Consider the following 23,537-nt stretch of genomic DNA (forward strand, 5'->3'; position numbering starts at 1 on the left):
GAAGATCGCCTCGCTGAGGTTTTGCGCCGGGGCCCGGATCCCTCCCGGCCCCGGCGCAAGTCGATGCATCAGGCGGGACCGCGTAGTGCGTCGACAGGTTGCATACGTGCCGCACGCAGAGCCGGGTAAAGCCCGGCGAGCAGGCCGACGAGGGCGCCGGCCAGGGGCGCGCCGGCGGCCAGCCGGACATCGAGCACCGGTGTCCAGTCGCGGGCGACGCTGATCACGACGACGGCGACGATGCCGGTGCTGGCGCCGGCGATGCCGCCCAGCAAGCCGACGGCGGTGGATTCGAGCAGGAACTGGGCGGCGATGTGCCTTCGCCGGGCCCCCAGAGCACGGCGCAGACCGATTTCGGCGGTGCGCTCGATGACGGTGACCAGGGTGACGTTGGCGATGCCGAGTGCGCCGACGACCAGAGAGACCACACCGAGGATAAGCAGCAGGCCGCTCACGTCATCGGCCACGCCGGTGCGCAGGCCCGCCGGGTCCGGTGGTGCGTGCACCTGCACCACGGCCGGATCGTTCGGGCTCAGGGCAGCCGGTGCCTGCTGGGCGATGAGCGGGGCCGCACCCAGGGCAGTGGTGATCACCACCGTTGCGAGCGGCCCCAGGTGCAGGGTCTCGTCGCCGGTAGTGAACGGAACGATCACCGAGCCGGCCAGGATCTGCTGATCGGCCCGGCCGATCGGGGCGAGGATGCCGATCACCACGAACGGTGTGCCGGCGACGAAGACCGCCGGCTGGTTGTCGACCCGGGACAGCCCGAGTTGTTCGGCGGCCTGTGCGCCGAGTACGGCGACCCGGTCACGTCGCGCGATGTGCCCGGCGTCGAAGAACCGGCCGAGGGCGATGCCGGTGCGGGCGGCGTCGGGAAGGGTCGCGGTGGACCCGGCGACCGGTAGTGCCCGGTCGAGCACCCGTTCAGGATCTCGGACGGTGTTGGCGCGCACCGACGCCTCCGAGCCCGCCGCCGTTTTGGCGTAGGCGGCCACTGCGGTCACCCCGTTGAGGCGGGACAGATCGTCGAGTGCTTCCCAGCGCACCGCGGGCGGGGAGTCCGGTGAGGCAGGCACGGCGACGTCGACGGTGACCTCGGTTGCTGTGACCGCGTCGAAACGTCCCGCGATCTGGTTGCCCGCGGTGGCGGACACGCCGAGGGTGGTGACGAGGGTGCCGATGCCCAGCACCGTCGCCAGGACGGTCAGTGCTGTTCGCGCCGGCCGGACGCCGATGCCGGCCAGTGCTTCGCCGGCCAGGTCCCGGGCGTCGAGCCGGCTGATCGGTATGCCGCTCAGGCGGCGCCGGCCGATCACCGAGTACCGCCCAGCACCGGCAGCGGTACCGTCACTTCGGCGGCCACCGGGATCTCGGTCAGCCGGCCGTCAGCGATCCGGACCCGGCGTCCGGCCCGTCGGCTGACCGTCTCGTCGTGGGTGATCACGACGAGGGTGGTGCCCGCCGCCCGCAGGTCGTCGAACAGATCGAGCACCGCCGCGGTGTTCACGCTGTCGAGGTTGCCGGTCGGCTCGTCGCACAGCAGTAGCGCCGGTGTACCGATCAGAGCTCGCGCGATGGCGACCCGCTGCCGCTCACCTCCGGAGAGGTGCCCGGGCCGGAAATGGAGGCGGTGGCCCATGCCGACCCGGTCGAGCGCGGCGGTGGCGCGTTCGCGCCGGTCACGGCGGCGCCCACCGGTGTACAGGTCTCCCAGCATCACGTTCTCCATCACGTCGCGGTGCGCGAGCAGGTGGAACGACTGGAAGACGAACCCCAGACGAGCCCCGCGCAAGGCCGTACGAGTGACGTCGTCCAGCCTTGTCGTCTCTCTGCCCTCAAGGTGGTACGTGCCACTGTCCGGCAGATCAAGCAGGCCGAGGATGTTCAGCAGAGTCGACTTGCCGGAGCCGGAGGGGCCCACAATGCTCACGTAGTCGCCCGGCCTGACCCGCAGGTTCACGTCGGTGAGTGCGGCGACGGGCGGGTCGGAGGCGAACATCCGGCTCACACCGGCCAGGTTGATGATGTCGGTCATTGGGTGCCGACCACGACTCTGTCGCCGGCCACGACGGAACCCGCAGCCTCAGGAGTGATCTGCACGAAGCCGCCGGTGGACAGGCCCGCTCGGACCGGCACGTCGCGCACCGCACCGGACGCGTCCTGCACGCTCACGCGGGCCTGCCCGTCGGCTGAGGTGAAGACCGCGGCAACCGGCACACTCAGTACCGCCTGCCCGGTGCCACCCACCTTGATGACGACCTTGAACGCCTGACCGGTGAACGCGGCAACGCTGCCGGGTTTCGCCGGCGCCAGTTGGATCGGGATTCCGCTGACCGAGGGGGCAGCTGTCTCCTGCCCACCGGCTACCTGCCCGGTCGGTTGCTCAGGTGCCGGTGCTGCCGCAGCGCCCAGAGCGGTCAGCTTCGCAGGGAACTGGTCGCCGGCCGGATGCTGCAAGGTCGCCGCCATGCCGACCTTCAACAGGCCCGCGTCATCGGGGGTGACGGTGCCGTTGACGACCAGCGTCGGATCGGCGACGGTTCCGATCACCCCCGATGCCGGCGCGCCGGTCTTGGCGGTGACGGTGACCAGCCGTACGGGCAGTTTCGGCAGGAAGAGGATCTCGCCGCTGGCGATGCTCGTCCCGTACGTCTTGCGGTAGTCGGACAGGGCGGTGCGGGCGTCGGCAAGCGCGGTGCCGCCGGCGGCCCGTGCGGTTTCCGCGGCTTGTTCCAGCTGGCGCAGCTGGGTCCGCTGTGCGGGGGTCGGGCCGGCCGCCTGGTAACCGCGCTTGTCGTACCAGGCTTTGACCGCGTTGAGCACGTTGTCGTCGATGGCGCCGCTCGAGGAGATGTTGCGGTCGGGCAGCAGCAGCCGCAGGGCGGCCCGTAACTGCCGGACGTCGTCGCCCGCGCTTCCCCGGGTCAGGGTTCGGTACATCGGCACCTTGCCGGGCAGCACGAACACCGGCCGGCCGCTGACCTCCAGCAGCATGTCGCCTGCTCGCAGGGTCCGGTTCGCGGTGGGCGCCTTCGTGATCAGCGGTGCCGCCGCCGGGTCACCCTCGCCGACGGCCACTGAGCCGGTCAACGTGACCGGCTGCGGTGTCCCGTACTGCAGGGTGCCCTGAGCGTTAACCGTCGCGGTCAGGGCCCGTTGTTCGACAGCGACAGTGATCAGCGATGCCGGTGGCGGGCGGTGCCCCGCGGCGGCGTCAGCGGGTGAGCGCACCTGCGTGCCGACCAACCAGCCGATCGCTCCCGTGACCAGCGCGGCAGCGCTGATCACCGCCACGATGCGCGACGGACCCGACCGGGGAAGCGCGAGCTTCATCGTCAGCCGATCCCGTTGCCGGTCGTGATGACGCTGGCCCACTTGGTCCGTGCGAGGGTGGCGTAGTCGGTGCGGCACTCCAGGTCGTCCAGGGCGGCCTTGATCTCGGTGTCGAGTGCGGACTTCGCCGCGGCCGCGTCGATCTGGCCGGCTTGGGTGAAGGCATCGATCGCTGCGGTGAACTGGCTCTGCTCGATCATGCCCGGTTGCGCGGACGTCACCCGATAACCCTTGGCTTTGAGGCAGCTGGCGTACTTCTGCGCGGCGGCGATCATGGCCGCGTCGTTCTGGAACTTCGCGTACTCCCGGCCGGCAGACGCCTTCTTGTCATTGGACGGTCCACTGCCGTAGTACTTCGCCGCAGCCTCGCCCGCGCAGCCTTGATCGCCCTTGGCGGCACCCTGTTCGGTGCCTGCCTTCGCCTTCTTGGCGGAGCCCTCCAGTGCCACGTCGTAAGCGGCCTGCCGGCTCGGGTCCAAGCCGGCACGGATGGCATTGTTCGGGTTCTTGGCCGGATCCACCGCCGGAGCAGCCACCGCTGGATCGTTGGGATAGACCAGCCGGGAGTAGCCACCGAACCCGTACTTGGCCCGGAACGCCTTCACCTCGTCGGCCGGTTGCAACACTGAGGTCATACCGGCGTACTTGGCCTGCGGGCTGTTGTCACCGAAGTCCAGCGGGTGCGGCACGTACTGGAAGCCTTTCTTCTTCATGCAGTCCGCGATCATGTTCTCGGCCTTGACCTGAGCGGAATCCGGATCGGTGGTCGCGGCGGCCGGACCGGCCCCCGCAGCGGTGTCCGTCGTCGTGGCGTCGGAGGCGTCCGTGTCGCCGCACCCGGCCAGCAGCCCGAAGCTGAGCACGGTCAGGGACACCATCAGTCGTCGCATTGTTGTCCTTGTTGTCGCAGGGTCGTGAGAACGGGCCGGCCGGCCTGCGGAGCCCCGCCGGAGCGAAAGCTGCCCCCGGGATTCCGAACCCCTGACGACTGCGGCACCGGCGAGGTTGCATCGTCCGAAACTTTTTAGATTTGCCCGGACGTATGGCTCTGACCTGCGGAATTGCTGGGTGTCTTTGACCGAAGCGGCTGCCCTGGCATGCGTGGGCCGAGCCTATGACCTTTGCCACGATGATCGAATGCAACACTGGGATGCCAACGGAGCGTCTTGCTCGCATGGCATGTCGCAGGACCAGAGCAGTTCGCACTCGCGCATCGATTCGCCGCTTGATGACCGGCCTTCTCGGTATGTCCTTGGTGGGCCTGACCGCGTGCACCTCGCAGCCGGCTCCTGCGGACCCCGCCTGGGTGCAGTCCACGCCTGCCCTCGGCACCGGGCCCGCCACCAGCGAGGTCGAGGCGCGGCGCGTGGACCGCGTCCAGCCGAAGCTGACCTGGGACAAGTGCGGCACAGCCGAATGCGGCAGTGTCCGACTCCCGCTCGACTATGACGAGCCCGACGGCACGATGATTGAACTGTCGCTCACCCGGGTCAAAGTCAAAGATCGTAAGAATCGGATCGGCACCCTGTTCGTCAATCCGGGCGGCCCCGCGGTGCCCGCCACCGGCTTCGCCCTGCAGGCACCCGACTTCTTCAGCAAGCGGGTGCTGGCGCGCTACGACATCGTCGGCATCGAGCCGCGCGGTGTCGGCGGACGCAACGTTCTGCGGTGCTTCACGTCGCAGGACGGTTTGAGCCAGGCGATGCAAGGGTCGGTCAGCACGTTCCCGTACAGCGCCAGCGAGGAGACAGCAGCCGTGCGGACGGCGAAGGCCGTCGGGCGAGCATGCTCGACCACCGGTAAGGAACTGGCCGGAGCGATGTCCACCGCCGAGGTCGCCCGGGACATGGACGTGCTGCGCCGCGCGCTCGGTGACGAGAAGCTCAGCTTCTACGGCAAGAGTTACGGCAGCTTCCTCGGGCAGGTCTACGCCAACATGTTCCCGGACCGCATCCGATCGGTCGTTATCGACGGTGTGATCGACCCCCGGCGGTGGACCGGCGCAGCGGGCAGCCCGGATCTGGACCCCGGAGCCGCAGCAGAAGGCGCCTACCGGGCCCTGACCGAGATCTTCACCCGATGCGACAAAGCCGGCAGGGTGGCGTGCCCTATCGCCGGGAACGCGGCGCGGACATTCGACGAGCTGGCCCAGCGGCTACGGACGCGATCGGTGACGGTCGACGAGCCCGGCTACGGCAGGATCGCGGTCGGCTATGACGATCTGGTCGCGAACGTCCTCAACAGCCTCTACCTGCCGCAAGGCGCTGACGACATCGTCAGGACCGTGCAGCGGTACCGCGCCGCGGCGCGAACGTCGCCGGCCGCAGCCGAGCCGAACCCGCCGACGGCACAGGCGGGATCTGGTCCGGCGTCCGACTACCCCGGCGAGGGCAGATACGGCGTGACGTGCACCGACATGGACAGTCGCCCGACTGACGCCGCCGACTTCCCGGCTCTGGCCGCGCAGGCCGACCGGAAGACGCCATACTTCGGCCGGCTGTGGACGTGGACGTACTCGGTTTGCGCGAGCGCCACCTGGACTGTGCAGGATGAGGACGCCTACCGTGGCCCCTTCGACCGGCGGACCAGCGAGCCGGTGCTGGTGGTCGGTAACTACTGGGATCCGGCGACCAACTATTCCGGTGCCAAGGCGGTCGCCGGGCTGCTGCCAAACAGCAGGCTGCTCACCAGCGACAACTGGGGACACACGGCATATCGCTTCTCGCCCTGCGTCAAGAGCGCGGTGGACGCATACCTGATCCAGAAGGCGCTACCGGCTGACGGCACCGTCTGCAAGGAGAACCCGCAGCCCTTCGCGTGAAAGCCGTCGGGTCGCGCGGCGCAGATTAGGCGAGTCGCACGGATACCAAGACCCGGCCACGTCAGCAGAATCGGTTCGCGCGGTCATCGGCGCACGGACAACCATTCTAGGGAGAACAGTGCCCAGAGCAGTGCGATTCGAGCGGTACGGCGGCCCCGAAGTGCTGAAGGTCGTGGATGTTCCGCGGCCGGCGACACCGTCGGACCGGGTGCTTGTCGAGGTGGTCACCGCGGCGATGAATCCGGGCGAGATCGGTATCCGCGAGGGTGCCTTTGCCTCGATGTGGCCGGCGGCCTTCCCGGAAGGCCAGGGCAACGACTACTCCGGCGTCGTCGCCGAGGTCGGGCACGACGTCGTGGGTTTCCAGGTCGGCCAGCCGGTGCTCGGCTTCGCGCCGCGGGCCGCCCAGGCTGATTTCGTCGTGGCCGATCCCGCGGCGCTCGCCGCCAAGCCCGCCGGCCTCGGCTGGGACGAGGCGGCGACCATCGCCGGCGTTGGCGCCACCGCGTGGGCCGGCATCGAAGCAGTCGCCCCTCGGGAGGGCGAGACGGTAGTGGTGTCGGCCGCCGCGGGCGGCGTCGGCATCATCACCGCGCAGCTGGCGGTCCTGCGCGGCGCCCGGGTGATCGGTACCGCCGGGGAACGTAACTTCGACTATCTGGCCTCGCTGGGTGTGACGCCGGTCCGCTACGGTCCGGGATTGCTCGAACGTCTGCAAGAAGCCGCGCCCGGCGGCGTCGATGCTTATCTGGACACCTTCGGTGCCGGCAACGTCGATGTGGCGATCGCCCTGGGCGTGCATCCCTACCGGATCAACACGATTGCTGACGGGAACGGCATCCGGCGCTACGGCGTTCACTCCGCCGCGCAGGAACAGGCGGACACCCCGGAAGTTTGGCAGGAACTCGCCCGGCTCGTAGCGGCCGGCCGGATCGTCATCCCGATCGCGCGCGCCTACCCTCTGGACCAGGTCGAGGACGCCTACCGGGACCTGGCCACCCGCCACGTCCGCGGCAAACGGGTGCTGCACGTGATGCCGCCGGAACGACGGGCCGCACTACCTGCCACCTGACCTGCCATGGTCCCGGCGCGGTGCTCCGGCGCGGAGGCGTTCAGCGCCGGAGCACCACAAGCCGATCCGGGCTTATCAGGACGGGTTTTCGCCGACGACGACCTTCACCGTGGAGTGCTTGCGGCGCAGGTCCTTGAGCGGCTGGTATTCCGGGGAATCCCAGAACCGCTGCACGGTCTCCCGGTCCGGGAATTCGTGGATCACCAGGGTCGACGGCTTCCAGTCGCCCTCCAGGACCAGGGCGTTCTCGTCGGTGATGAGGTTGCGGCCACCGAACCGCTCGATCAGCGGCCCGGCACCCTCGACGTACTGCCGGAAGCCCTCGGGGCCGGCGATGTCGAGGTCGATGACAACGAAGGCGGACATGTTCGGTCTCCTTGCTCACTGAGCCGGCGTGGTTGCCGAGCTGTCTCCACGTTAAGGACTCAGCGTGGGCGTTCCTATGCTGCAAACGCCGTCATTCATATTCGGTCGTACCAGCGCGCAGTACTATCGATGGGTGGACGTTTTCAGTGAAGTGATCGCCTCCCTGCGGACCGGCCGGGCGAAGTTCGCCCGTACCCGTCATCTGGGCCGGTGGGGCAACCGGTTCGGGCCGGAGCCGGGGATGGGCTTCCACGTCGTGCTGGCCGGCAGTTGCTGGCTGATCACCGAGTCTGACCCGCCGGTGCAGCTGTCCGCCGGTGATGTCGTGTTGTTGCCGCGTGGAGCAGTGCACGGACTCGCTGGCAGCCCGGACCGCGGCATCAATGCCCTGCCACCGGACTCCGAGGGCCCCGACGGCGGTGACGGCGACGAGGACGCTGGCTGTGCCACTCTGCTGTGTGGCGCCTACCGGCTCGACCACACCCAGGTGCACCCGTTCCTGCGATCCCTGCCGGAGGTCATACACCTGCCGGCGCAACTGGGACATCACCCAGCGCTGCGATCGGCGGTCGACCTGCTCGCCGCCGACCTGTCGGACCCGCAGCCGGGCGCCGACGCAGCCCGGCCGGCGTTGCTCGACTTGCTCTTGGTCTACGTGCTGCGAGCCTGGCTGCGGGAGGAGGCGGCCCGGCAGCCCGGTGCGGGCTGGCAGGCCGCCCTCGACGATCCGGCGGTGGCGGCCGCCCTGCAGCAGATGCACGCCGCGCCGCAGCAGCCCTGGACCGTGCAGGAACTGGGCGCGCTGACCGGGTTGTCGCGCACCACGTTCGCCCGCCGGTTCACCGCCGTCATGGGCCTGCCACCGCTGGCCTATCTCACCTGGTGGCGGCTCAACTGTGCCGCCCGGCTGCTGATCCGCGACGACGCGGCATTGGCCACCGTGGCCCGACGCGTGGGCTACGCCTCGGAATTCGCCTTCGCCAACGCATTCAAACGGCAGTTCGGTGTGTCGCCGGGCCGATTCCGTCGCACTCGGCTGCAGGAACCGGTCCAGCACGACTACGACCTCGCCGGCGTCCCGGCCGGCTGACCCGGCCGGACATTCAGCGGCGCGCCCGCAACGAACCTCAGGGCGGCTACCGCACCACGTCACGAGCCGCACGAGCAGGCTGATCAGAGCTGTTCTCGGAGCCCGCGCTGCCCAGCAACGTCGACCAGCGAGCCTCCTCGAGATCGAGCCGCTCCTGGACCTGCCACATCACGGAGTCCTCCACCTCGTTGCGCGACGCCAAAGTCACCAGTTCACGTCGGAGATGTTCCAGCAGGCGCAGCCGTACCCGGGCGGTGTGCCGTTCGTGCTCGGAGAGCTCCCCGCCACGTCCCCGCTCGTCACGAAGGTCGGCAAGTATCCGCTCGATGATCTCCGGGGACGCGTCACCGCGCACCGTCGGCTGATCCAACGCGGTGACTGCCCGGTCGGCCAGCAGCTGATTGACCGACCGTATCGCCGGCTGCGGATCGTCGTGTTGCGTGCTGATGCGCGACCAGCGGATCACCAGCGGCAGCGTCGCACCCTGCACCAGCAGGGTCATCGCGACGACCATGAAGGTCAAGATCAGGATTTCCGGCCGGTCGGGGAAGACGGTGCCGGCCACCACGGGTGGCACCGTCAGAGCAGCCGCGATGGAGATCCCACCCCGCATGCCGGACCAGCCCAGCACGAGCATGGTCCGGGCCGGGGCGCGCAGCTCCCGCTGGACGGGCCTGCGGTCCACCAGCCGGATGACCCAGGCACAGACGAAGAGCCAAGCGACACGCACGGCGAGCACCACCATGGTGATCAACGCACCCCAAGCCGCCAGGCGCACCGCCGTCGCCTGGTCCACCGCGGTGAACAACCGGCGTACCTGCAAGCCACTCATCACGAACAGCGCACCACCCAGCAGGAAGGTGGTGATCTCCCAGAAGCCGTATGCCTGCAGCCGGGGTCGACCCGCGGTGACCTGCCGAGACCGGCGACTGACGGTAAGCGCACAGCTCACCACGGCGACGACACCGGAGCCGTGCACGGCCTCTGCGGGAACCGCCGCCGCGAACGGCAACGCGAGCGCGACAGCCCCCGTCACGACCGGATCCACTACCCGGCGCAACACCAGCAGGCCGAGCATGCCCGCCACGAGCCCGGCAGTCAGCCCAAAGGCGTACGAGCGGAACAGGTCGGCCCCGAACGACCAGCCGTCGGCGGCCTCCCCCTGGCTGACCGCGATCACAGCGGCCAGCACGACCAGCGCCGTGCCGTCATTGATCAGGCTTTCTGCTCGCAGCACCGTCATCCACCGGCCAGGCAACGCGCGCGCGTACGCCGCGACCGCACTGGCGTCGGTCGGCGCCACCGCCGCGCCCAGTGCCCATGCCGCGATCCACGGCAGCCCGGCCGCATGCGCGGCCACCGCCGCAGCGGCTGCGGTGATCACCACCAGCGGTACGCCGAGCAGCAGGACCGGCCGCCAGTAACGGCGCAGATGGTGGATGGATGTGGAGTACCCCTCCCAGAACAGCAGCACCGGCAGCACGATCAGCAGAACGGCCTCGGGTGGCAGTTCGACATGCGCGGCAGCCGGGACGGCCGACAGCAGGCACCCGGCCAGGAACAGGATGGTCGGCGCCGGCAACCGGATGAGTCGGGCCAAAGCCGGCGAGACGGCGATCAGGCACACCATCGTCACCAGCAGTAGCTGCACTTGCATCGAGGCCTCCTGCACCGAGTCGAGATCGACTCGATGATCCGCGACCCTGGGCTGCGTCGTATCGGTGATCGCCGCCTATTCCGCGCTGGCCACGCACGCCTGCGTGTACTTAGGCAGTGATCACCGATGCGGGGCCTGGCTTTCGGACCGCACGCTGAACACCCGATCGCTAGCCTGGGAAAGCTTGAGCGCTTACGGGCAGTGACGGTGGTCTCAGAAAGATCCGCCGTGGTCGTGCAACCTTGTCGGTCTGCGCCGGCGTCTTTCCTCCGCCGAAGGAGGTAGCTGAATTTGAACGCCGAGGAAGAGGACGAGTTCCGTCAGTTCGTCGCCGCTCAGCTCGGGCCACTGCGCACACAGGCGTATCTCACCTGCGGCAACTGGCACACGGCCGAGGACGCCGTGGCCAACGCCCTGGCCAAGCTGTACCCCCGCTGGGGCAGGGTCGACCGGCCCGACCTATACGCCAGAACCATGGTGTACCGCGCGGTGATCTCCGAAACCCGGCGACCGTGGCGGCGGGAACGCTCGGCAGGCGACGCGCTTCCTGACATCTCATCGGACGACCCCACCACGCTCACCGATGAGCAGCTGCGGGTGCAAGACGCACTCAAGCAGGTACCACGTAAACAGCGGGCCGCTCTGGTCATGCGCTTCTATCTCGGGCTGAGCCTGGAGGAGACGGCAACAGTGCTGGGCACCAGCGTCGGCACCGCGAAAAGCAACACCTCCCGGGGTCTCGCCCGGGTTCGTGAGTTGTTGGCAGCCGAGGCCATCGACCTGACGGTCGGCGAGCTGGAGGAGTGGGCAAATGCGGATGCATGACGTGCTCGAGCTGGCGGTGGCCAGCGAACCGCCGCATGGCAACACCGTGGAAGACATCGTCAACCGGGGGCGGCGGGTGCAGAGGGCCCGACGGGCCGCGGGGACCGGCGTGGGAGCCACGCTGGCAGTGGCTGCCGTCGCCGCCGCGGTCAGTGTGCCGAACCTTCTCCGAGGTGGCGCGCGACCCGTCGACGACAAGGCGGCCACGCCCGTGCCAGCATCGTCGTTCAGCGTTCCGGGCAATCCGTTCACCTTCACCTTTCAGGCGTTCGACGCCGGCCGATGGCACGTGCAGGACCCGGTCGTCGCCTCCACCGCCTACCAGATCGCCCCGGTCCACCTCGATGAGCGGATCACCAACGACGATGCCGTGCCGTCGGCGAACCTTCCCGATCCTTTGAATCAAGGAACCCGCGAGCATGAGCAGACCGTCTCTGCCTATCTCGTCTTGTACCGGCCGGGGGCGTTCGACCCGGCGAAGCTCGAGAACGCGAAGCAGCTCACCGTCGCAGGCCGGCCGGCCTGGCAGCTCACTGGCAAGGGCACCACCCTGGACATCACCCACCGGCTGCTGGCCTGGGAGTACACCCCCGGAGGCTGGGCCGTTCTCGAGTCGTACTCCAACAGCGCGGCTGACCCGTCGGACGCTGACCTGCAGGCAGTTGTCACACAGCTGAAGCCGGGCAAGGTAACCGCGGCCACGCTGCCGTTCCGGATGGTCTACGTGCCGGCCGGCTATCGGGCTGTGGAGCTGGGGTCACACACCATGCCGGGTCTCGACGGCATCGCCACGGCTCGGGACGGCGACTACGGCGGCGCCAAGTTTGCCAAGCCCGCACCCGCGACCACCGGCCTGACCGAGCCGTTCGGCAGCGTCACGGAAGCGAAACTGCCCGGTAGTTTCCTGGTCTTCGTCGGCCGGACCGCCAACTCGAACCAGGGGCCAGGGGACACGACGGTCACGTGCCAGAACGGCACCTGTACGACTCACCGCGTGGACGGCGAAGTCGTTGTCCAGGTGGCGAGCGAAGGCCGGCTCACCGACGCCGAGATGATCAAGGTTATTAAAGGCATCGAGCTGGTCGACGTCGGCCAAACAGCGACGTGGGTGGACGCTGCCACCGCGTTGCGCGCCGAGTTCTGATGGCGCGGCCCGGGCCTGTGGCGACTTCCCCCAGCGCCACGGGCCCGGGAGTAGGCGATCGCTACCGATTCGCTGACCGGCGTCGTCCGCGATCGTCGTACTGCCGCCCATGTCGGGCGGGGTGGAGCAGAGCCGCTGCGGGACAGCCGGTCGAAAGCCGCCACCCGTGACACAGGTGACAGGACAGAACATGCAATCAGACACGGTCATCGCCTTGGAAGGCGTCAGCCGAACCTATGGGGCCGGGCCTACCGCGGTACGCGCCGCCGACGGCATCGACATCAGCTTCCGCCGGGGCAGCTGGACGGCGGTGATGGGTCCGTCCGGCTCCGGCAAGTCCACCCTGCTGCACTGCGCCGCGGGCCTGGAACGTGTCGATGCCGGCCGGGTGATGCTCGGCGACACCGACATCACCACCCTCGACGACGACGAACTGTCGCAGCTGCGGCGTACCCGCATCGGTTTCGTCTTCCAGAGCTTCAACCTCGTAGGCGCACTCACCGCCGAACAGAACGTCGCGCTTCCGCTGCGGCTGGCCGGGCGCCGTCCACCGCGCGCCGAAGTACGCAACGCGCTGGCCGCTGTCGGGCTGGGCGAGCGGGCCGGTCACCGCCCCCGCGAGCTGTCCGGCGGCCAGCAACAGCGGGTAGCCATTGCCCGCGCCATGGTGACCCGCCCCGAGGTGCTGTTCGCCGACGAACCTACCGGTGCCCTCGACACCGGTGCGGCCCGTGACGTGCTGCGGCTACTGCGGGCATCTGCCGACAACGGGCAGACGATCGTGATGGTGACGCACGATCCTGCTGCCGCGGCCCGCGCCGACGCGGTCGTGTTCCTTCGCGACGGCCGGATCGTCGACCGGCTCGCCGGCGCCGACGTGCGTGCCGTCGCGGACCGCCTCGTCGCCCTGGAGGCCTGACATGCTCCGACTGAGCTGGGCAGGCTTTCGTGAACGCTGGACGCTGTTCGCCGGAGCGGTGCTGACGGTGTGCCTGGGTGTGGCGCTGGTGCAATCGTCGCTGTTGCTGCTGGTGTCGGCGTCCACCACGAGCGCACCGGCCGGCGCCGGCGCACTGGCACGCATGAGCTTCGACGCGAGTACCGAGGCGGCGGTGGCGTTGCTAGGGGTGACGCTGGGCTTCGCGGCCCTGCTCGCCGTTTTCATCATCAGTTCCACTTTCGCGTTCACCGTCGAGCAGCGCCGCCGGGAACTGGCGCTGCTGCGGCTCGTCGGCGGAGCCCGGCGCCAGATCCGGCGGCTGCTACTGGCCGAGGCGACACTGCTCGGCCTGGTCGGATCGGCGCTGGGCGTGCCGGTCGGGGTGGCACTCATGGGAGTGCAGACCTGGCTGCTGCACCGGCTGGGATTCGTGCCGGACGGGTTCTCGGGGCAATGGCGCCTCTGGATCGTCGCCGTGTCCGTGGGCACCGGCGTGGTTCTGGCCGTCGTCGGAGTGTCACTCGCCGCCCGCCGCGCCGCCCGGGTCCGGCCGCTCGACGCTCTACGGGACACCGGCGAGGCGACCCGAGTGATGACCACAGCACGACTGCTGACCGGCCTGCTGTTCCTGGCGGGTGCCGTCACTCTGATCGGTCTGTCTCCAGTGGGCGGGGCCGTTGGCGGGCAGGCGATGGCGATGAACGTGTCAGTCTGCGCGGCGATCGCGTTGACCCTGCTCGGGCCCTCGCTGGTACCGGCAGTGGCCCGCCTGATCCCCGCCCGGGCCGCAGGCGTGCTCGGCGGCCTCGCCACGGCGAACCTGCGCGACGACCGGCGCCGGACGGCGTCCACCGCGGCGCCGGTGATCGTCCTGGTGGGGCTGGTACTGGGTCAGGCCAGCGCCTCGTCGTCGTTCACCGCTGCGGGCCAGTTGGAGCAGCAGCGGCGGATCTCCGCCGACCTGGTGATCGACGCGCCCGGACCGACCGGCGACCGAGTCACCACGACACCCGGCGTCGCTAGCGCTTCCACCGAGGTGGAAGTACCGATTGCGTTGACCACTGGCAGCGGTGACCTTGCCTACACCCGTTCCGCCACGGCGCTTCTCGTCGACCCCGCCGGGTACGGGCGGACGCATCCTGGCGCCGGGGACCTGACCGCGTTACGGCAAGGCGCGGTGGTGGCAGGGCCGGGAGCCGACGGGTTCTCCCCGGGCGACACTGTAGGGGTACGCGTAGGCGACCAGGACTTGGGCTCGTTGCCCGTCGTCGCAGCGGTACCGCAGGCGATCGGTGGCGGAGCCACCGTGCTGTTGCCGGCCGGGGTGGTGCCGGCGGAACAGCTCGCCGACGTGCCGTCGCACACTTTCGTGCAGCTGCTTCCGGATGTGTCACGGCAGCAGGCAGTTTCGACCCTGACCGAGGTCGGGACGGTTTCCGACCTCGACAGCTGGCTGGAGCGCGACAGCGTCGCCCGCACCGCCACCAGCACCGGCGTACTGATCATGGTGATGGGCTTGGGTGGCTTGTACGCGCTGATCGGTGTCATCAATTCGGTCGTGGTCGCAGGAGCGACGCGGCCGCGAGAGTTCGCCGCTGTGCGCGTCACCGGATTCACCCGTGGGCAGGTGGTCAGGGCGGCGGTTCTTGAGTCGATCATGGTTGCGTTCGCTGGGTTGCTCCTCGGACTGCTGGCGGCCGCGGGAACCCTCATAGGGGTGATCGCCACGACTGCGGCCGTGGCAGGCACTGTCACGGTGGATGTGCCGTGGTTGCTGGTGGGAGCCGTGGTGGTCGGCACTGTGCTGGTCACGGCGGTGACCAGCGCGCTGACTACCCGGGCGGCCACCAGGCAACCTCCCGTTGCGCTGCTGGGTGCACGTCAGTAACACCGGCACGTGCGACGAGCCATCGCCGAGTCTTGGTGCTACGGCATCGAGGACAAGTAGTACCTGGCGGTGGTCACCGTCGGTGATGACGACGCCTGAGTAGTGGTGCGGGGCGGGCCTTACCCGGGCGCGCCCGGCACCACCGTCCGCACCTTGCCGGGACCGGATCGCCGGTCCGAGCGCGACAATCGACGACGGTCACTGACATCTCGGCGTTCCCACCTACGAGTGAACATCGCCCGGCGGTGGCCGCCGACCGAATGTCCGTCACAGCAGCGAGAAAGTAACAAGCCACCGATGTCTCAGCGGCTGGGTTTCCTCTGGATGAGGTGATCACCGATGCCGCCCCAATTTCCTGCTGAACCCGACTCGCCGGCCTGCGCGTTCGATGCCTGGCTGCAGGAGGCGCCAGCCTCAGGGCGGGAGCGGGGACGAGTCTGGCGCCTGGGTTCGGGCGGTCTCCGGTTCGCGTTCTACGGACGGATCTCGACGGAGGGCTACCAGGATCCGGTGTCGTCGCGGGCCTGGCAGCCGGAGGCGGCGAACCGGGTGATCGCCGGTCGAGGCCGGGTGGTGGTCGAGTTCTTCGACACCGGCACGTCGCGGAGCCTGCCGTGGCGTAAGCGCCCGCAGGCGGCGGCTTTGCTGGATGCGGCCGCAGACCCGGACCGTGAATTCGATGCGGTGGTGGTGGGGGAGTTCGAGCGGGCGTTCGCCGGTGGCACGGCTCTTACGGTTATCGAAATCCTACGAGGGCTCGGCGTACAGATGTGGCTGCCGGAAGCTAGAGGGCCGATCGATCTCGCCGAGCCGGATCATCGGGCTTTGCTGCTGATGCTGGGGCATCAGTCGGAGCGCGAGGTGCTGCGTAATCGTTCGCGGACCAGCGCGGCGATGGCGGCCCAGGTCCGTGAGCAGGGCCGTCATATCGGCGGCCGGCCGCCGTATGGCTACCAGCTCGTTGACGCGGGCCCGCATCCGAACAAGATCCACGCTTCTTGGGGACGGCGGCGGCACCGCCTCGACGTTGATCCGGTGACCGCTCCGCACGTTCGGTGGATCTTCGCGCAACGTCTGGACGGGTGGAGCGCGGCGGCGATCGCGCGGACGTTGAACGAGCGGCGGGTGCCGTCGCCGGGTGCCTACGACCGGGTGCGGAACCCTCATCGGCAGCATGCGGTGTGGACGTTGCGGACGGTCGCAGCAATCCTGGCGAATCCCCGATACGCGGGCCGGCAGGTGTGGAACCGGCAGTTCACCGATCTTCGGGAGGCGGTGCCGGGGGACAAGCGCTCCAGCGTCGGTCCGGTGCGGGTGTGGAATCCGCGCGCGCAGTGGGTGGTTTCCGCCGAGAGTACGCATCCGGCGTTGGTCAGTGACGAGGACTTCGCGGTGGTGCAGCAGATCACCGCTATCGGTGTGCCGCAGGACGGGCTGGCTCGCCGGTACGCGCTGACCGGTCTGTTGATCTGCGGCGTGTGCGGGCGACGGATGAGCGCACATTGGACGCACGGCAAACCCGGATATCGGTGCCGGCACGGGCACACCAGTGCTCATCCGATTGAGGGCGAGTCGCCGCGGTGGGTGTACTGGTCGCAGGCGGGTCTGGTCGGTCAACTACAGGCGACCGATGTCAGATTCTGTGACCTGCAGGATGCCGAGGAGCTGGCCAGTCACCTGAAGGCCCGGGATCTGGTGCTTGTGTGCGGGCCGGGCACGTTGACCGTGGAGGCCGCCGCGTTGGAGCCCACAGAAGATGCAGAAGCTTCCGTTACCCCTGCCGCCGCGACCGCACCTGCGCCCCGGCGGCGTAAACCGGAGCCTTTACAGCTGGCGTTGCCGTTCCCGGCGGACCGCCGTCGGCGGAGCCGATGGTTGCTGTCGCGGAAGACCCAGATGGTCAAGCAGACTGGGAAAACAGAAAACCCCACTGGGTCTCACGTGAGACGTGAATGAACCCGAGGGGTTTAACGTGTCCGGGTGCACCGATGATCTTGATCGGCGGTTGCTGGCTCACCTTGCGGGTAGGCGTCAAAGTCCGGCAGTGCGGCGGTCTCGGGAGCGGCTGGCTACATGCTCAACTGCCGAATAGAGTGCGTCTCCGATATCACCTCGCGTTCGGAGACTTCGCTCCTCGGGTGCGCCTGTGTCATTGACACACTTCCCCTACGCCTCCAGCGCATCGACATGCCGCTGACGGCTCGTGTCAATTTCTGTCGTACCCCTGCTGCATGATCGCGTCGTGACATGGACATCACTGATTCCCGAACCCGTGGGTGAGCCGACGGGCTTCGCGACACTTGACCGCGGACCGCTCGCACCGAGGGGCTGGGACGGAGGACTCCCGCCATCGGATCCGTCCGCCGCCGGCCCGGCGCAGGCCGCAACCTCCGCCTCGGCCGCGGTCTACTCCCGACTCCCGGGGGCTGAACGCATCGTCCGGGAATGGCCCGCGGACTTCCGGCGGCTCGCGGCCCTGCAGGTGCACCTCCACGCCGTCAGGCGCTGGCACTGTGACTGGGCTCCTGACGAGGCGCCAGCCCGCCTGATGCCGGTCCTAATTGACGATCGGATCCGATGGTCGCGCACCGACCTTGCCTGGGCCCTGCGGTCGGCCGACGGCTACGGGCTGTACGACGGTGCGGCCTTCTTGCTTCCCGGATTCATCGCGGCGGCGCTCAGCCCGGCCGAGTTGTCGGGATTCGAGCCGGCGCTGCAGGCCGTGTTCGCCGAGTTCATCAATGAGCGAGACACCCCGCGCCCAGTTCGGCGGCTGCTGGGCGAACGGTATGGCACGGCCCTCTGGCAAATCACCGGCCAGTTGCCGCCCGACCTGTTGCCCCGGCACGACCCGTTCGGTGAATTTGTCCGCGACTTCCTCGGCGAGAGACTCGACGAACCAGGAGCCGCCGAGCTCCTCCGGCACGCCGCCTCGCTGAACAAGCCGTCCCCCACCCGGGCGTGGTTGCGTGCCGGCAGCGCGTTTCCGGTCCGTTGGCCGGCGCCCGTCGTCCTCGACTGTTTCGCGGGCTATCGCGGCTACATCTCTTATGCCTGCGACGAGCTGCTTCGCGGCCTGGTGTGGATCCTGTCGCTGGATCCCTCCGACGAGGCCACCACACTGCTCGGACAGGTTGCCACCACGGCGGGCTCACCCAATGGGCGCAAGGCGGGCCGTTCGGTCGCGCCGCAGACGGCCGCCGCCACCGTTGAAGTGCTGGCCACCCGGTCCGGCCCGGTGCCCGCCCAGGCTTTGAGCGAGATGTCTCGGTCCGTGGCGAACAAGACCTTGCTCGGTCGAGTTCGCACCATGCTCCATCGATTGCCCACGCCGACCAACTGAGCGCCCTTACGCCTTCGTTAGCTCGACATATGGCGCTCACACCGAACATCCGGATCTGCCGCAATCCGTGCTCCCTTTGGCGCTTGGGCTTGCCGGTCGGCCGGACTGAGCCCTGCCGGCTACAGATGGAGCTCGCCGGCCTCGGTAATGTGGGCTACCAGGTAAGTTAGAGCGGCGTTGTGGCACCACCGTTCGACGTGTCGGCTCTCAGCGAGGAGTTCGTTGCCGACGACAGGTCGACCTTGTTCCCATGGCGCCGGTCAGCTTTCGAAAGCTCGCACCTCTACGAAGCCGCGGGCCTCCAGCGAGACGAGACCTGGTCCGCATACCTCGGCCACGTGACGCCGCGATGGCGCCTCCGGCCAGCCGAGTTCCCAGAGGGGCGCCGGGGACTCCTCAAGGCCTTCGAGCACGATGTGTTCTCCAGGGTTGAGTCCGCGGTCATCGCCCATAGCCTTATCCTGCCGGAACTGGTGGGAACCAGGAAGAAGCCGCATCACGCGGGGCCGGGACCCGATACGAGAACATCCGGATCTGCCGCGATGCACCCAGCCGGGGTGAGGATCGCAGATACGTCAGGAAGACTGGAAAGTAAACGCGGCCTGATCGAACCGGCCAGCAGCGAGGTCATCGGCTTGCATCAGCCAGTACAGGCATCCGCAATCGCCCCACTGCATTCTTGCGTCGTCATCGGAGTCGATCTGAACGAGCGAGATCCACTTCTGAGCTTCCTCATGCAGGGACGGATCCGGGTATTCAAAATTACCCTGGCGCTGCAGCGCCGCCTCCATCTCGACAGAGCCTTGGACCGGCTTGGCGTATCCGCCTAGGCGGTGGCGCGGGTGCTCGATCATCGTGCTCATTTCCATCCGGAACGGGTCGCTCTTGAAAGGGTCCGCCATGAATGCCTGATCAGCGTCGGACAGATCGGATACAGCCGTCGCCAGCGCGGGATGGTCCCAATCCGGGCCGGTCATGATCAGCTCTGCGGCCAACGGCACCGCGCGGTACGTCTCAGCGTCCTGCGGCGCTTCCTGCACTGCCGTCGTCGTTGCCGCGGTCACATATACAACGCGAGCCGCCTGTGCCTGAGCCGTCAGCAGGGAGCGCATCGACTGCCGTGCCGAGACGGTGAAGTCGTACTCCGGCTCGGAGCGAAACAACAGGAGGGTGCCGCTGTCCGGAAGTGCGATGTCCAGGCGACTCACCGGCAATCGCCCAAGGTCGAGTCCGGCCACGAAACTCAATGGGTGGCCAGCATCGGAAAGCGGCCATGCCGAGTCGCGCGGCAACGCCGGTAATCCGCCCAGTTGCCCGACCGGCTGCTCGCTCGGCCCCGCTCGGCGAAAGCGGATTGCCGGCCTCAGTAACGCGATCCACCTGTCGGCCACCGCTGGCGGAAGCGTCTCCCGCGCCGCCTCGATCAGCTCGGCCACCTGCGACGTTGAGTCCGAGATTTCCACCGGGCCATCCTGACACCATCTGTTGCGCCGACCACGGCAGAACGACATCACGACCTCGAGCGCTTCATCCTCCACCGGTCCGCGCCGCTTGCTCTTCTGCCGCCGCGAGCGTGATTGCCGTAAGAGAAGATCAAAGGCCGAGCAGCGGTCATCGCGGGGAGAGAACCGCACGAAGGTGCACCGCTGCCCGGCACTTCGACAGGGTAGGCGCCGCTTATCACGGTCTGCCCCGACGGTCAGGGTCGGCGCCGACCGGTCGAAGCGAGCGGTATGACTATCTCCGCTTCACTCCAGCCCAGTGTGGCCTCTTCGACCCACAGCTCTTGCCGGCCGCCGTCGCTGCGTACCTCGGCCGGTACCGCGGCCAATCGCGAATGCACACGGACTCCGACCTCAAGGTCTTCCTGCGCTGGTCGGCTGACCAACCCTTGGACCCGCTGCAAGCAGCACGGGTCGACATCGAGCATTATGTGCGCTGGCTGCAGGATGTTCGCTGCTACCAGCCGTCGACGGTGTCCCGCCGGCTGTCGGTGGTGATCGGCTTCTACCGCGTCTGCGTCATCGACCAGATCCTGCCGCTCTCGCCGGCCGACTATGTCCGCCGACCCCTCGTTCCGCCCGAGTCGCCCACGCTCGGGCTCAGCCATCTGCAGTTCGAGGCGATGATCACTGCCGCCCGGCTGTCGGCCAACATCAACGACTTCGCTCTGGTCGCCATGCTGGGCCTGCTCGGACTGCGGACTTCGAAGCCTGCGGCGCCAACATCGCCGACCTCGGCGAAGAACACGGACACCGCGTGCTCAAGGTTCGCGGCAAGGGCGGCAAGGTCGTTCTCGTACCGTTGCCTCCAGCCGTGGGCCGAGCGATCGACCGCTCAGTCGACGAGCGTGACGACGGCCCGATCCTGCGGAACTCGCGTGGCGGCCGGATGGACCGGCACGCGGCGACCCGGCGGCTCAGGCACCTGGCCGAAACCGCGGATCTGCGGATTCCGAAAATGCACCCGCACATGCTGCGGCATACCTTCGTCACCACCATGCTCGACGCCGGCGTCAGCCTCCGCGACGTCCAGATCGCCGCCCGCCATGCCGACCCGCGCACCACCATCCGCTACGACCGGGCCCGCAAGAACCTCGACCGACACCCGAACTACATCCTGGCCGCCTTCATGGCCTCCGGAACGTAGGCCCGATCAAACGCGCGACCATGCCGAGAAGAGTGCAAGTGCCTTCCGACCTGCGCCATCATCCGCTGAGATGATCCTCGTATGGATATGGCAGGGGGCGTGGAGAAGCTTGAGGGGCCCGAGTACGAACAAGTGTGGGATCGATTCGAGCAACGATTTGAGTTCCGGCCCGGCATGGAGTGCCCCACCTGGCCGGCGATCAAGGAGCCGGCCGATTCCATCACGTGGAGCCTCGACGCCTTGGATGACGATCCGGGCTACGTGAAGCTGGATGCCATGATTGACCTGCTCAACGGCGCGTTATGGGCCTGCACGCCGCCTGAGCGAACTCTCCTGATCCTTGACTGGCATCACGACTGCTATCGGATCAGACCTCATGCCATCACGGCCGAGCATGCGCCAAGGTGGCCGGCCAGCATGATGCCCGACGGTGACTACAACATTCACCTGGCCGAAGACTTCCGCTACGGCACGTTCGGGCATCCCTGGGAGCACACGATCTGCGTCATGGGCGCACCATTACTGCAGCGGGTTACAGAAGATCTCGACAGCATCCTGCTACAGAGAGTCCGCGAAGGGGGTGGACCCAGCGACCGGCGCAACATCCGAACGGAGCGGTAAGCGCTGGGCGGCTGCACGTCATCGTCCGGTCCGGCGGTACGTCGCAACGATGACCTCCCGGACGCTCTGGGCGTCGGTCGGTATCCGGATTTGCCGAGTTGAATGCGACGCGCCACATCCTCACGGGCTACAAAATCAGCCTCACGTCTGAGTTGGCAATTCATTAAAAATTGAGCCCTCGCCCCAATTTAAGATTTGCGTAACGACTTCTCAATCGCCCACCTCAATAACAACTGCCACCTTTGGGTGAGGTTCGTCGCCCGTGTGTTCCTGATTCCTTCGCTTAGCGTCCAGCCATGACGGCAACGCGTCATGAAGGCCGTCGCCTGCAGGAACACCTCCGTCTGGACTTAGGGCGGAGTCTTTGTCCAGTAGTGGATTCTCAACGGCTTGAGCCGCCTGCCAATACCAGTCACTCAAATATCGCGGGAGAAGTCTTACCAATTCACCCGGAGGGCGGTTTCTTACTGGCTCAAATAGATGAGACCATGGCTTGCTGTGCGGAAGGTGAGACTGAAGCGTTAGGCGTCCGCGCCGGGGATTGCCGAGAAAACGTCGAATCACGGCGACTGCGGGCGCTGCCGAGCACCCAAAGTGCCTGATGTCCATGTGGCTGCAGTTGCCACTGGTGGGTGGCCAGCGGCTACAGCCCCCTGGACACGCCCGAGTCGGCACGCCGGCTGGCCAGATATCCGGCCAGCCATTGTATAGGCAATACATCGGCCATACTCGATCACGACGCGCCTGACGGATTAGCAGATCATGTTGATAGACTCCGACGCGAACTTCATGGCGAAACTGCCTATATGAGCCATAGCTAAGTTTCTTAGCCTGAAACCGGAGGGCCGCCCATCGTCTCCTCGAGCTTCCGATCCACCACTCGAAGTCTGCCCCGTTCCACTTTTCTTCAGAGTGATTGAACTTATACATCTCAATTGGCCAAAAACTTCCGGTCAAGCTCAAATAGATTGTGATCAGTGATCGATTCTTCGCCAAAAGTAAGGCCCCGAGCGGGCGCAACTAGGATCTTGTTCCAGGTTTGCATCGCCAGATCGTCAAGAGTGTCAATAATCAGTTGAGAATCGGTGGCGGTTGCTAGGCTACTGGCCATAACCCAAGATTAACCGCAGCTGGGTGCAGGTGGGGGAATATCGGTATTCGCCGCTGGGTGGGGTGCACTCTCATGCCGCTGAGCGGGCGCGCCGGGCTACCGGACTCGAACCGGCTCATGCCTCCGCAGGCGACAGCCTGCATCTTGGGCAACATAATTGAATATGACGCACCCTTCCCATGTGCCTTTGCCCGGGGCGCGGAAGGACAGTAGCGCATGATGCGCTGGGAAAACGAGCCCATCTCAGCGGCGTCCTCTCATGCCGCTGTCATCGCATCACCGCGTGGCACGGCAGCTACCGGCTAGTGCCTCGTCTTTGAACGTTGGCCGTGTAATCCGTCGGTTCTGACGCTGCTTCGGGCAGGCTATCCCTCTCGCTATTGATGTGGGAGGTGATGCCGGGTGGGACGACGCCCGGAGGTGTTCGTGCGGGCGCTGTCGATGGCCGAAGGCCAGCGGCTGCAGAAGATCACGCGAACCGCGAAGAACCCGATCAAGCTGCGCCGGGCGATCGTGGTGCTGATGTCCGGCCAGGGCCAGCCGGCGCCGGACATCGCCTACCTGCTCAAGGCCACCGAGGACTACGTCCGTGACGTGATCCACGCGTTCAACGAGCGGGGGTTCGACGCGCTGGACCCAAAATGGAGAGGGGGCACACCGAACAAGATCAGTGAGCC

21 protein-coding genes are annotated in these 23,537 nt (G+C 67.6%); 12 read left to right on the forward strand and 9 right to left on the reverse strand.

Annotation, left to right across the window (positions count from 1 at the left end; translation table 11 throughout):
- Positions 1-68: 68 nt before the first annotated feature.
- Genes Acy02nite_RS42895 through Acy02nite_RS42910 form a run of 4 tightly spaced genes read right to left on the reverse strand, consistent with a single transcriptional unit; the run spans position 69 to position 4,223 of the window.
- On the reverse strand, positions 69-1,316 hold the full coding sequence (locus Acy02nite_RS42895; protein WP_239175790.1) for an ABC transporter permease: 1,248 nt from the start codon (positions 1,314-1,316) through the stop codon (positions 69-71).
- Complete coding sequence (locus Acy02nite_RS42900) at positions 1,313-2,035, reverse strand: ABC transporter ATP-binding protein (RefSeq protein ID WP_203755054.1); 723 nt, start codon at positions 2,033-2,035, stop codon at positions 1,313-1,315. The genes Acy02nite_RS42895 and Acy02nite_RS42900 overlap by 4 nt, the downstream gene beginning before the upstream one ends.
- On the reverse strand, positions 2,032-3,333 hold the full coding sequence (locus tag Acy02nite_RS42905; protein WP_203755056.1) for an efflux RND transporter periplasmic adaptor subunit: 1,302 nt from the start codon (positions 3,331-3,333) through the stop codon (positions 2,032-2,034). The genes Acy02nite_RS42900 and Acy02nite_RS42905 overlap by 4 nt, the downstream gene beginning before the upstream one ends.
- Positions 3,334-3,335: 2 nt before the next feature.
- Entirely contained in the window at positions 3,336-4,223 is an 888-nt protein-coding gene (locus Acy02nite_RS42910) for a hypothetical protein (RefSeq protein WP_203755058.1), read from the reverse strand.
- A 239-nt stretch (positions 4,224-4,462) separates the two neighbouring features.
- Here Acy02nite_RS42910 and Acy02nite_RS42915 point away from each other — a divergent pair, with 239 nt between their 5' ends.
- Positions 4,463-6,154: an alpha/beta hydrolase gene (locus Acy02nite_RS42915; RefSeq protein ID WP_203755060.1), complete on the forward strand. Its 1,692-nt coding sequence runs from the start codon at positions 4,463-4,465 to the stop codon at positions 6,152-6,154.
- A gap of 130 nt (positions 6,155-6,284) precedes the next feature.
- Positions 6,285-7,226, forward strand: coding sequence for an NADP-dependent oxidoreductase (locus Acy02nite_RS42920; protein ID WP_203755062.1), 942 nt, complete (start codon positions 6,285-6,287; stop codon positions 7,224-7,226).
- 75 nt (positions 7,227-7,301) lie between these two features.
- On the opposite strand, the gene Acy02nite_RS42925 is transcribed toward Acy02nite_RS42920, so the two are convergent.
- Positions 7,302-7,592: a DUF1330 domain-containing protein gene (locus Acy02nite_RS42925; RefSeq protein ID WP_203755064.1), complete on the reverse strand. Its 291-nt coding sequence runs from the start codon at positions 7,590-7,592 to the stop codon at positions 7,302-7,304.
- A gap of 133 nt (positions 7,593-7,725) precedes the next feature.
- Between Acy02nite_RS42925 and Acy02nite_RS42930 the strand changes: the two genes are divergently transcribed.
- Entirely contained in the window at positions 7,726-8,682 is a 957-nt protein-coding gene (locus tag Acy02nite_RS42930) for an AraC family transcriptional regulator (protein WP_203755066.1), read from the forward strand.
- Between the two features lie 46 nt (positions 8,683-8,728).
- Here Acy02nite_RS42930 and Acy02nite_RS42935 read toward each other — a convergent pair whose 3' ends face one another.
- Positions 8,729-10,339 carry a Na+/H+ antiporter gene (locus Acy02nite_RS42935; RefSeq protein ID WP_203755068.1) on the reverse strand — a complete coding sequence of 537 codons (1,611 nt, stop codon included), beginning with the start codon at positions 10,337-10,339 and terminating at the stop codon, positions 8,729-8,731.
- A 291-nt stretch (positions 10,340-10,630) separates the two neighbouring features.
- Here Acy02nite_RS42935 and Acy02nite_RS42940 point away from each other — a divergent pair, with 291 nt between their 5' ends.
- The 6 genes from Acy02nite_RS42940 (at position 10,631) to Acy02nite_RS42965 (ending at position 18,479) form a co-directional block, all read left to right on the forward strand.
- Positions 10,631-11,164 carry a SigE family RNA polymerase sigma factor gene (locus tag Acy02nite_RS42940; protein WP_203755070.1) on the forward strand — a complete coding sequence of 178 codons (534 nt, stop codon included), beginning with the start codon at positions 10,631-10,633 and terminating at the stop codon, positions 11,162-11,164.
- A complete protein-coding gene (locus Acy02nite_RS42945) occupies positions 11,151-12,308 on the forward strand; it encodes a hypothetical protein (RefSeq protein WP_203755073.1) in 1,158 nt (385 codons plus the stop codon). The genes Acy02nite_RS42940 and Acy02nite_RS42945 overlap by 14 nt, the downstream gene beginning before the upstream one ends.
- 190 nt (positions 12,309-12,498) lie before the next feature.
- On the forward strand, positions 12,499-13,227 hold the full coding sequence (locus tag Acy02nite_RS42950) for an ABC transporter ATP-binding protein (RefSeq protein WP_203755076.1): 729 nt from the start codon (positions 12,499-12,501) through the stop codon (positions 13,225-13,227).
- A complete protein-coding gene (locus Acy02nite_RS42955) occupies positions 13,190-15,136 on the forward strand; it encodes an FtsX-like permease family protein (RefSeq protein WP_239175791.1) in 1,947 nt (648 codons plus the stop codon). Before Acy02nite_RS42950 ends, Acy02nite_RS42955 begins: the two co-directional genes overlap by 38 nt.
- Before the next feature lie 339 nt (positions 15,137-15,475).
- On the forward strand, positions 15,476-17,092 hold the full coding sequence (locus tag Acy02nite_RS42960) for a recombinase family protein (RefSeq protein ID WP_203755079.1): 1,617 nt from the start codon (positions 15,476-15,478) through the stop codon (positions 17,090-17,092).
- Between the two features lie 286 nt (positions 17,093-17,378).
- Complete coding sequence (locus Acy02nite_RS42965; protein WP_203755082.1) at positions 17,379-18,479, forward strand: hypothetical protein; 1,101 nt, start codon at positions 17,379-17,381, stop codon at positions 18,477-18,479.
- Between the two features lie 575 nt (positions 18,480-19,054).
- On the opposite strand, the gene Acy02nite_RS42970 is transcribed toward Acy02nite_RS42965, so the two are convergent.
- Complete coding sequence (locus Acy02nite_RS42970) at positions 19,055-20,113, reverse strand: YwqG family protein (protein ID WP_203755085.1); 1,059 nt, start codon at positions 20,111-20,113, stop codon at positions 19,055-19,057.
- 382 nt (positions 20,114-20,495) lie between these two features.
- Between Acy02nite_RS42970 and Acy02nite_RS47405 the strand changes: the two genes are divergently transcribed.
- Both Acy02nite_RS47405 and Acy02nite_RS42980 read left to right on the forward strand, forming a co-directional pair.
- A complete protein-coding gene (locus Acy02nite_RS47405; RefSeq protein ID WP_264653434.1) occupies positions 20,496-21,128 on the forward strand; it encodes a tyrosine-type recombinase/integrase in 633 nt (210 codons plus the stop codon).
- A gap of 99 nt (positions 21,129-21,227) precedes the next feature.
- Positions 21,228-21,749 (forward strand): DUF2716 domain-containing protein, encoded by a 522-nt coding sequence (locus Acy02nite_RS42980; RefSeq protein ID WP_239175793.1) that lies wholly within the window; start codon positions 21,228-21,230, stop codon positions 21,747-21,749.
- A gap of 210 nt (positions 21,750-21,959) precedes the next feature.
- Here Acy02nite_RS42980 and Acy02nite_RS47685 read toward each other — a convergent pair whose 3' ends face one another.
- A complete protein-coding gene (locus Acy02nite_RS47685) occupies positions 21,960-22,679 on the reverse strand; it encodes a DUF6615 family protein (protein WP_369009925.1) in 720 nt (239 codons plus the stop codon).
- A 1-nt stretch (position 22,680) separates the two neighbouring features.
- The gene (locus Acy02nite_RS42985; protein ID WP_203755088.1) at positions 22,681-22,860 is read right to left on the reverse strand and encodes a hypothetical protein; all 180 of its coding nucleotides are present in this window, start codon (positions 22,858-22,860) and stop codon (positions 22,681-22,683) included.
- 402 nt (positions 22,861-23,262) lie between these two features.
- On the opposite strand from Acy02nite_RS42985, the gene Acy02nite_RS42990 reads away from it, so the two are divergent.
- Positions 23,263-23,537: helix-turn-helix domain-containing protein (locus Acy02nite_RS42990; RefSeq protein ID WP_239175794.1), on the forward strand; the 275-nt coding region annotated here is incomplete at its 3' end.

It is taken from the genome of Actinoplanes cyaneus, from assembly GCF_016862095.1.
Lineage (GTDB): Bacteria > Actinomycetota > Actinomycetes > Mycobacteriales > Micromonosporaceae > Actinoplanes > Actinoplanes cyaneus.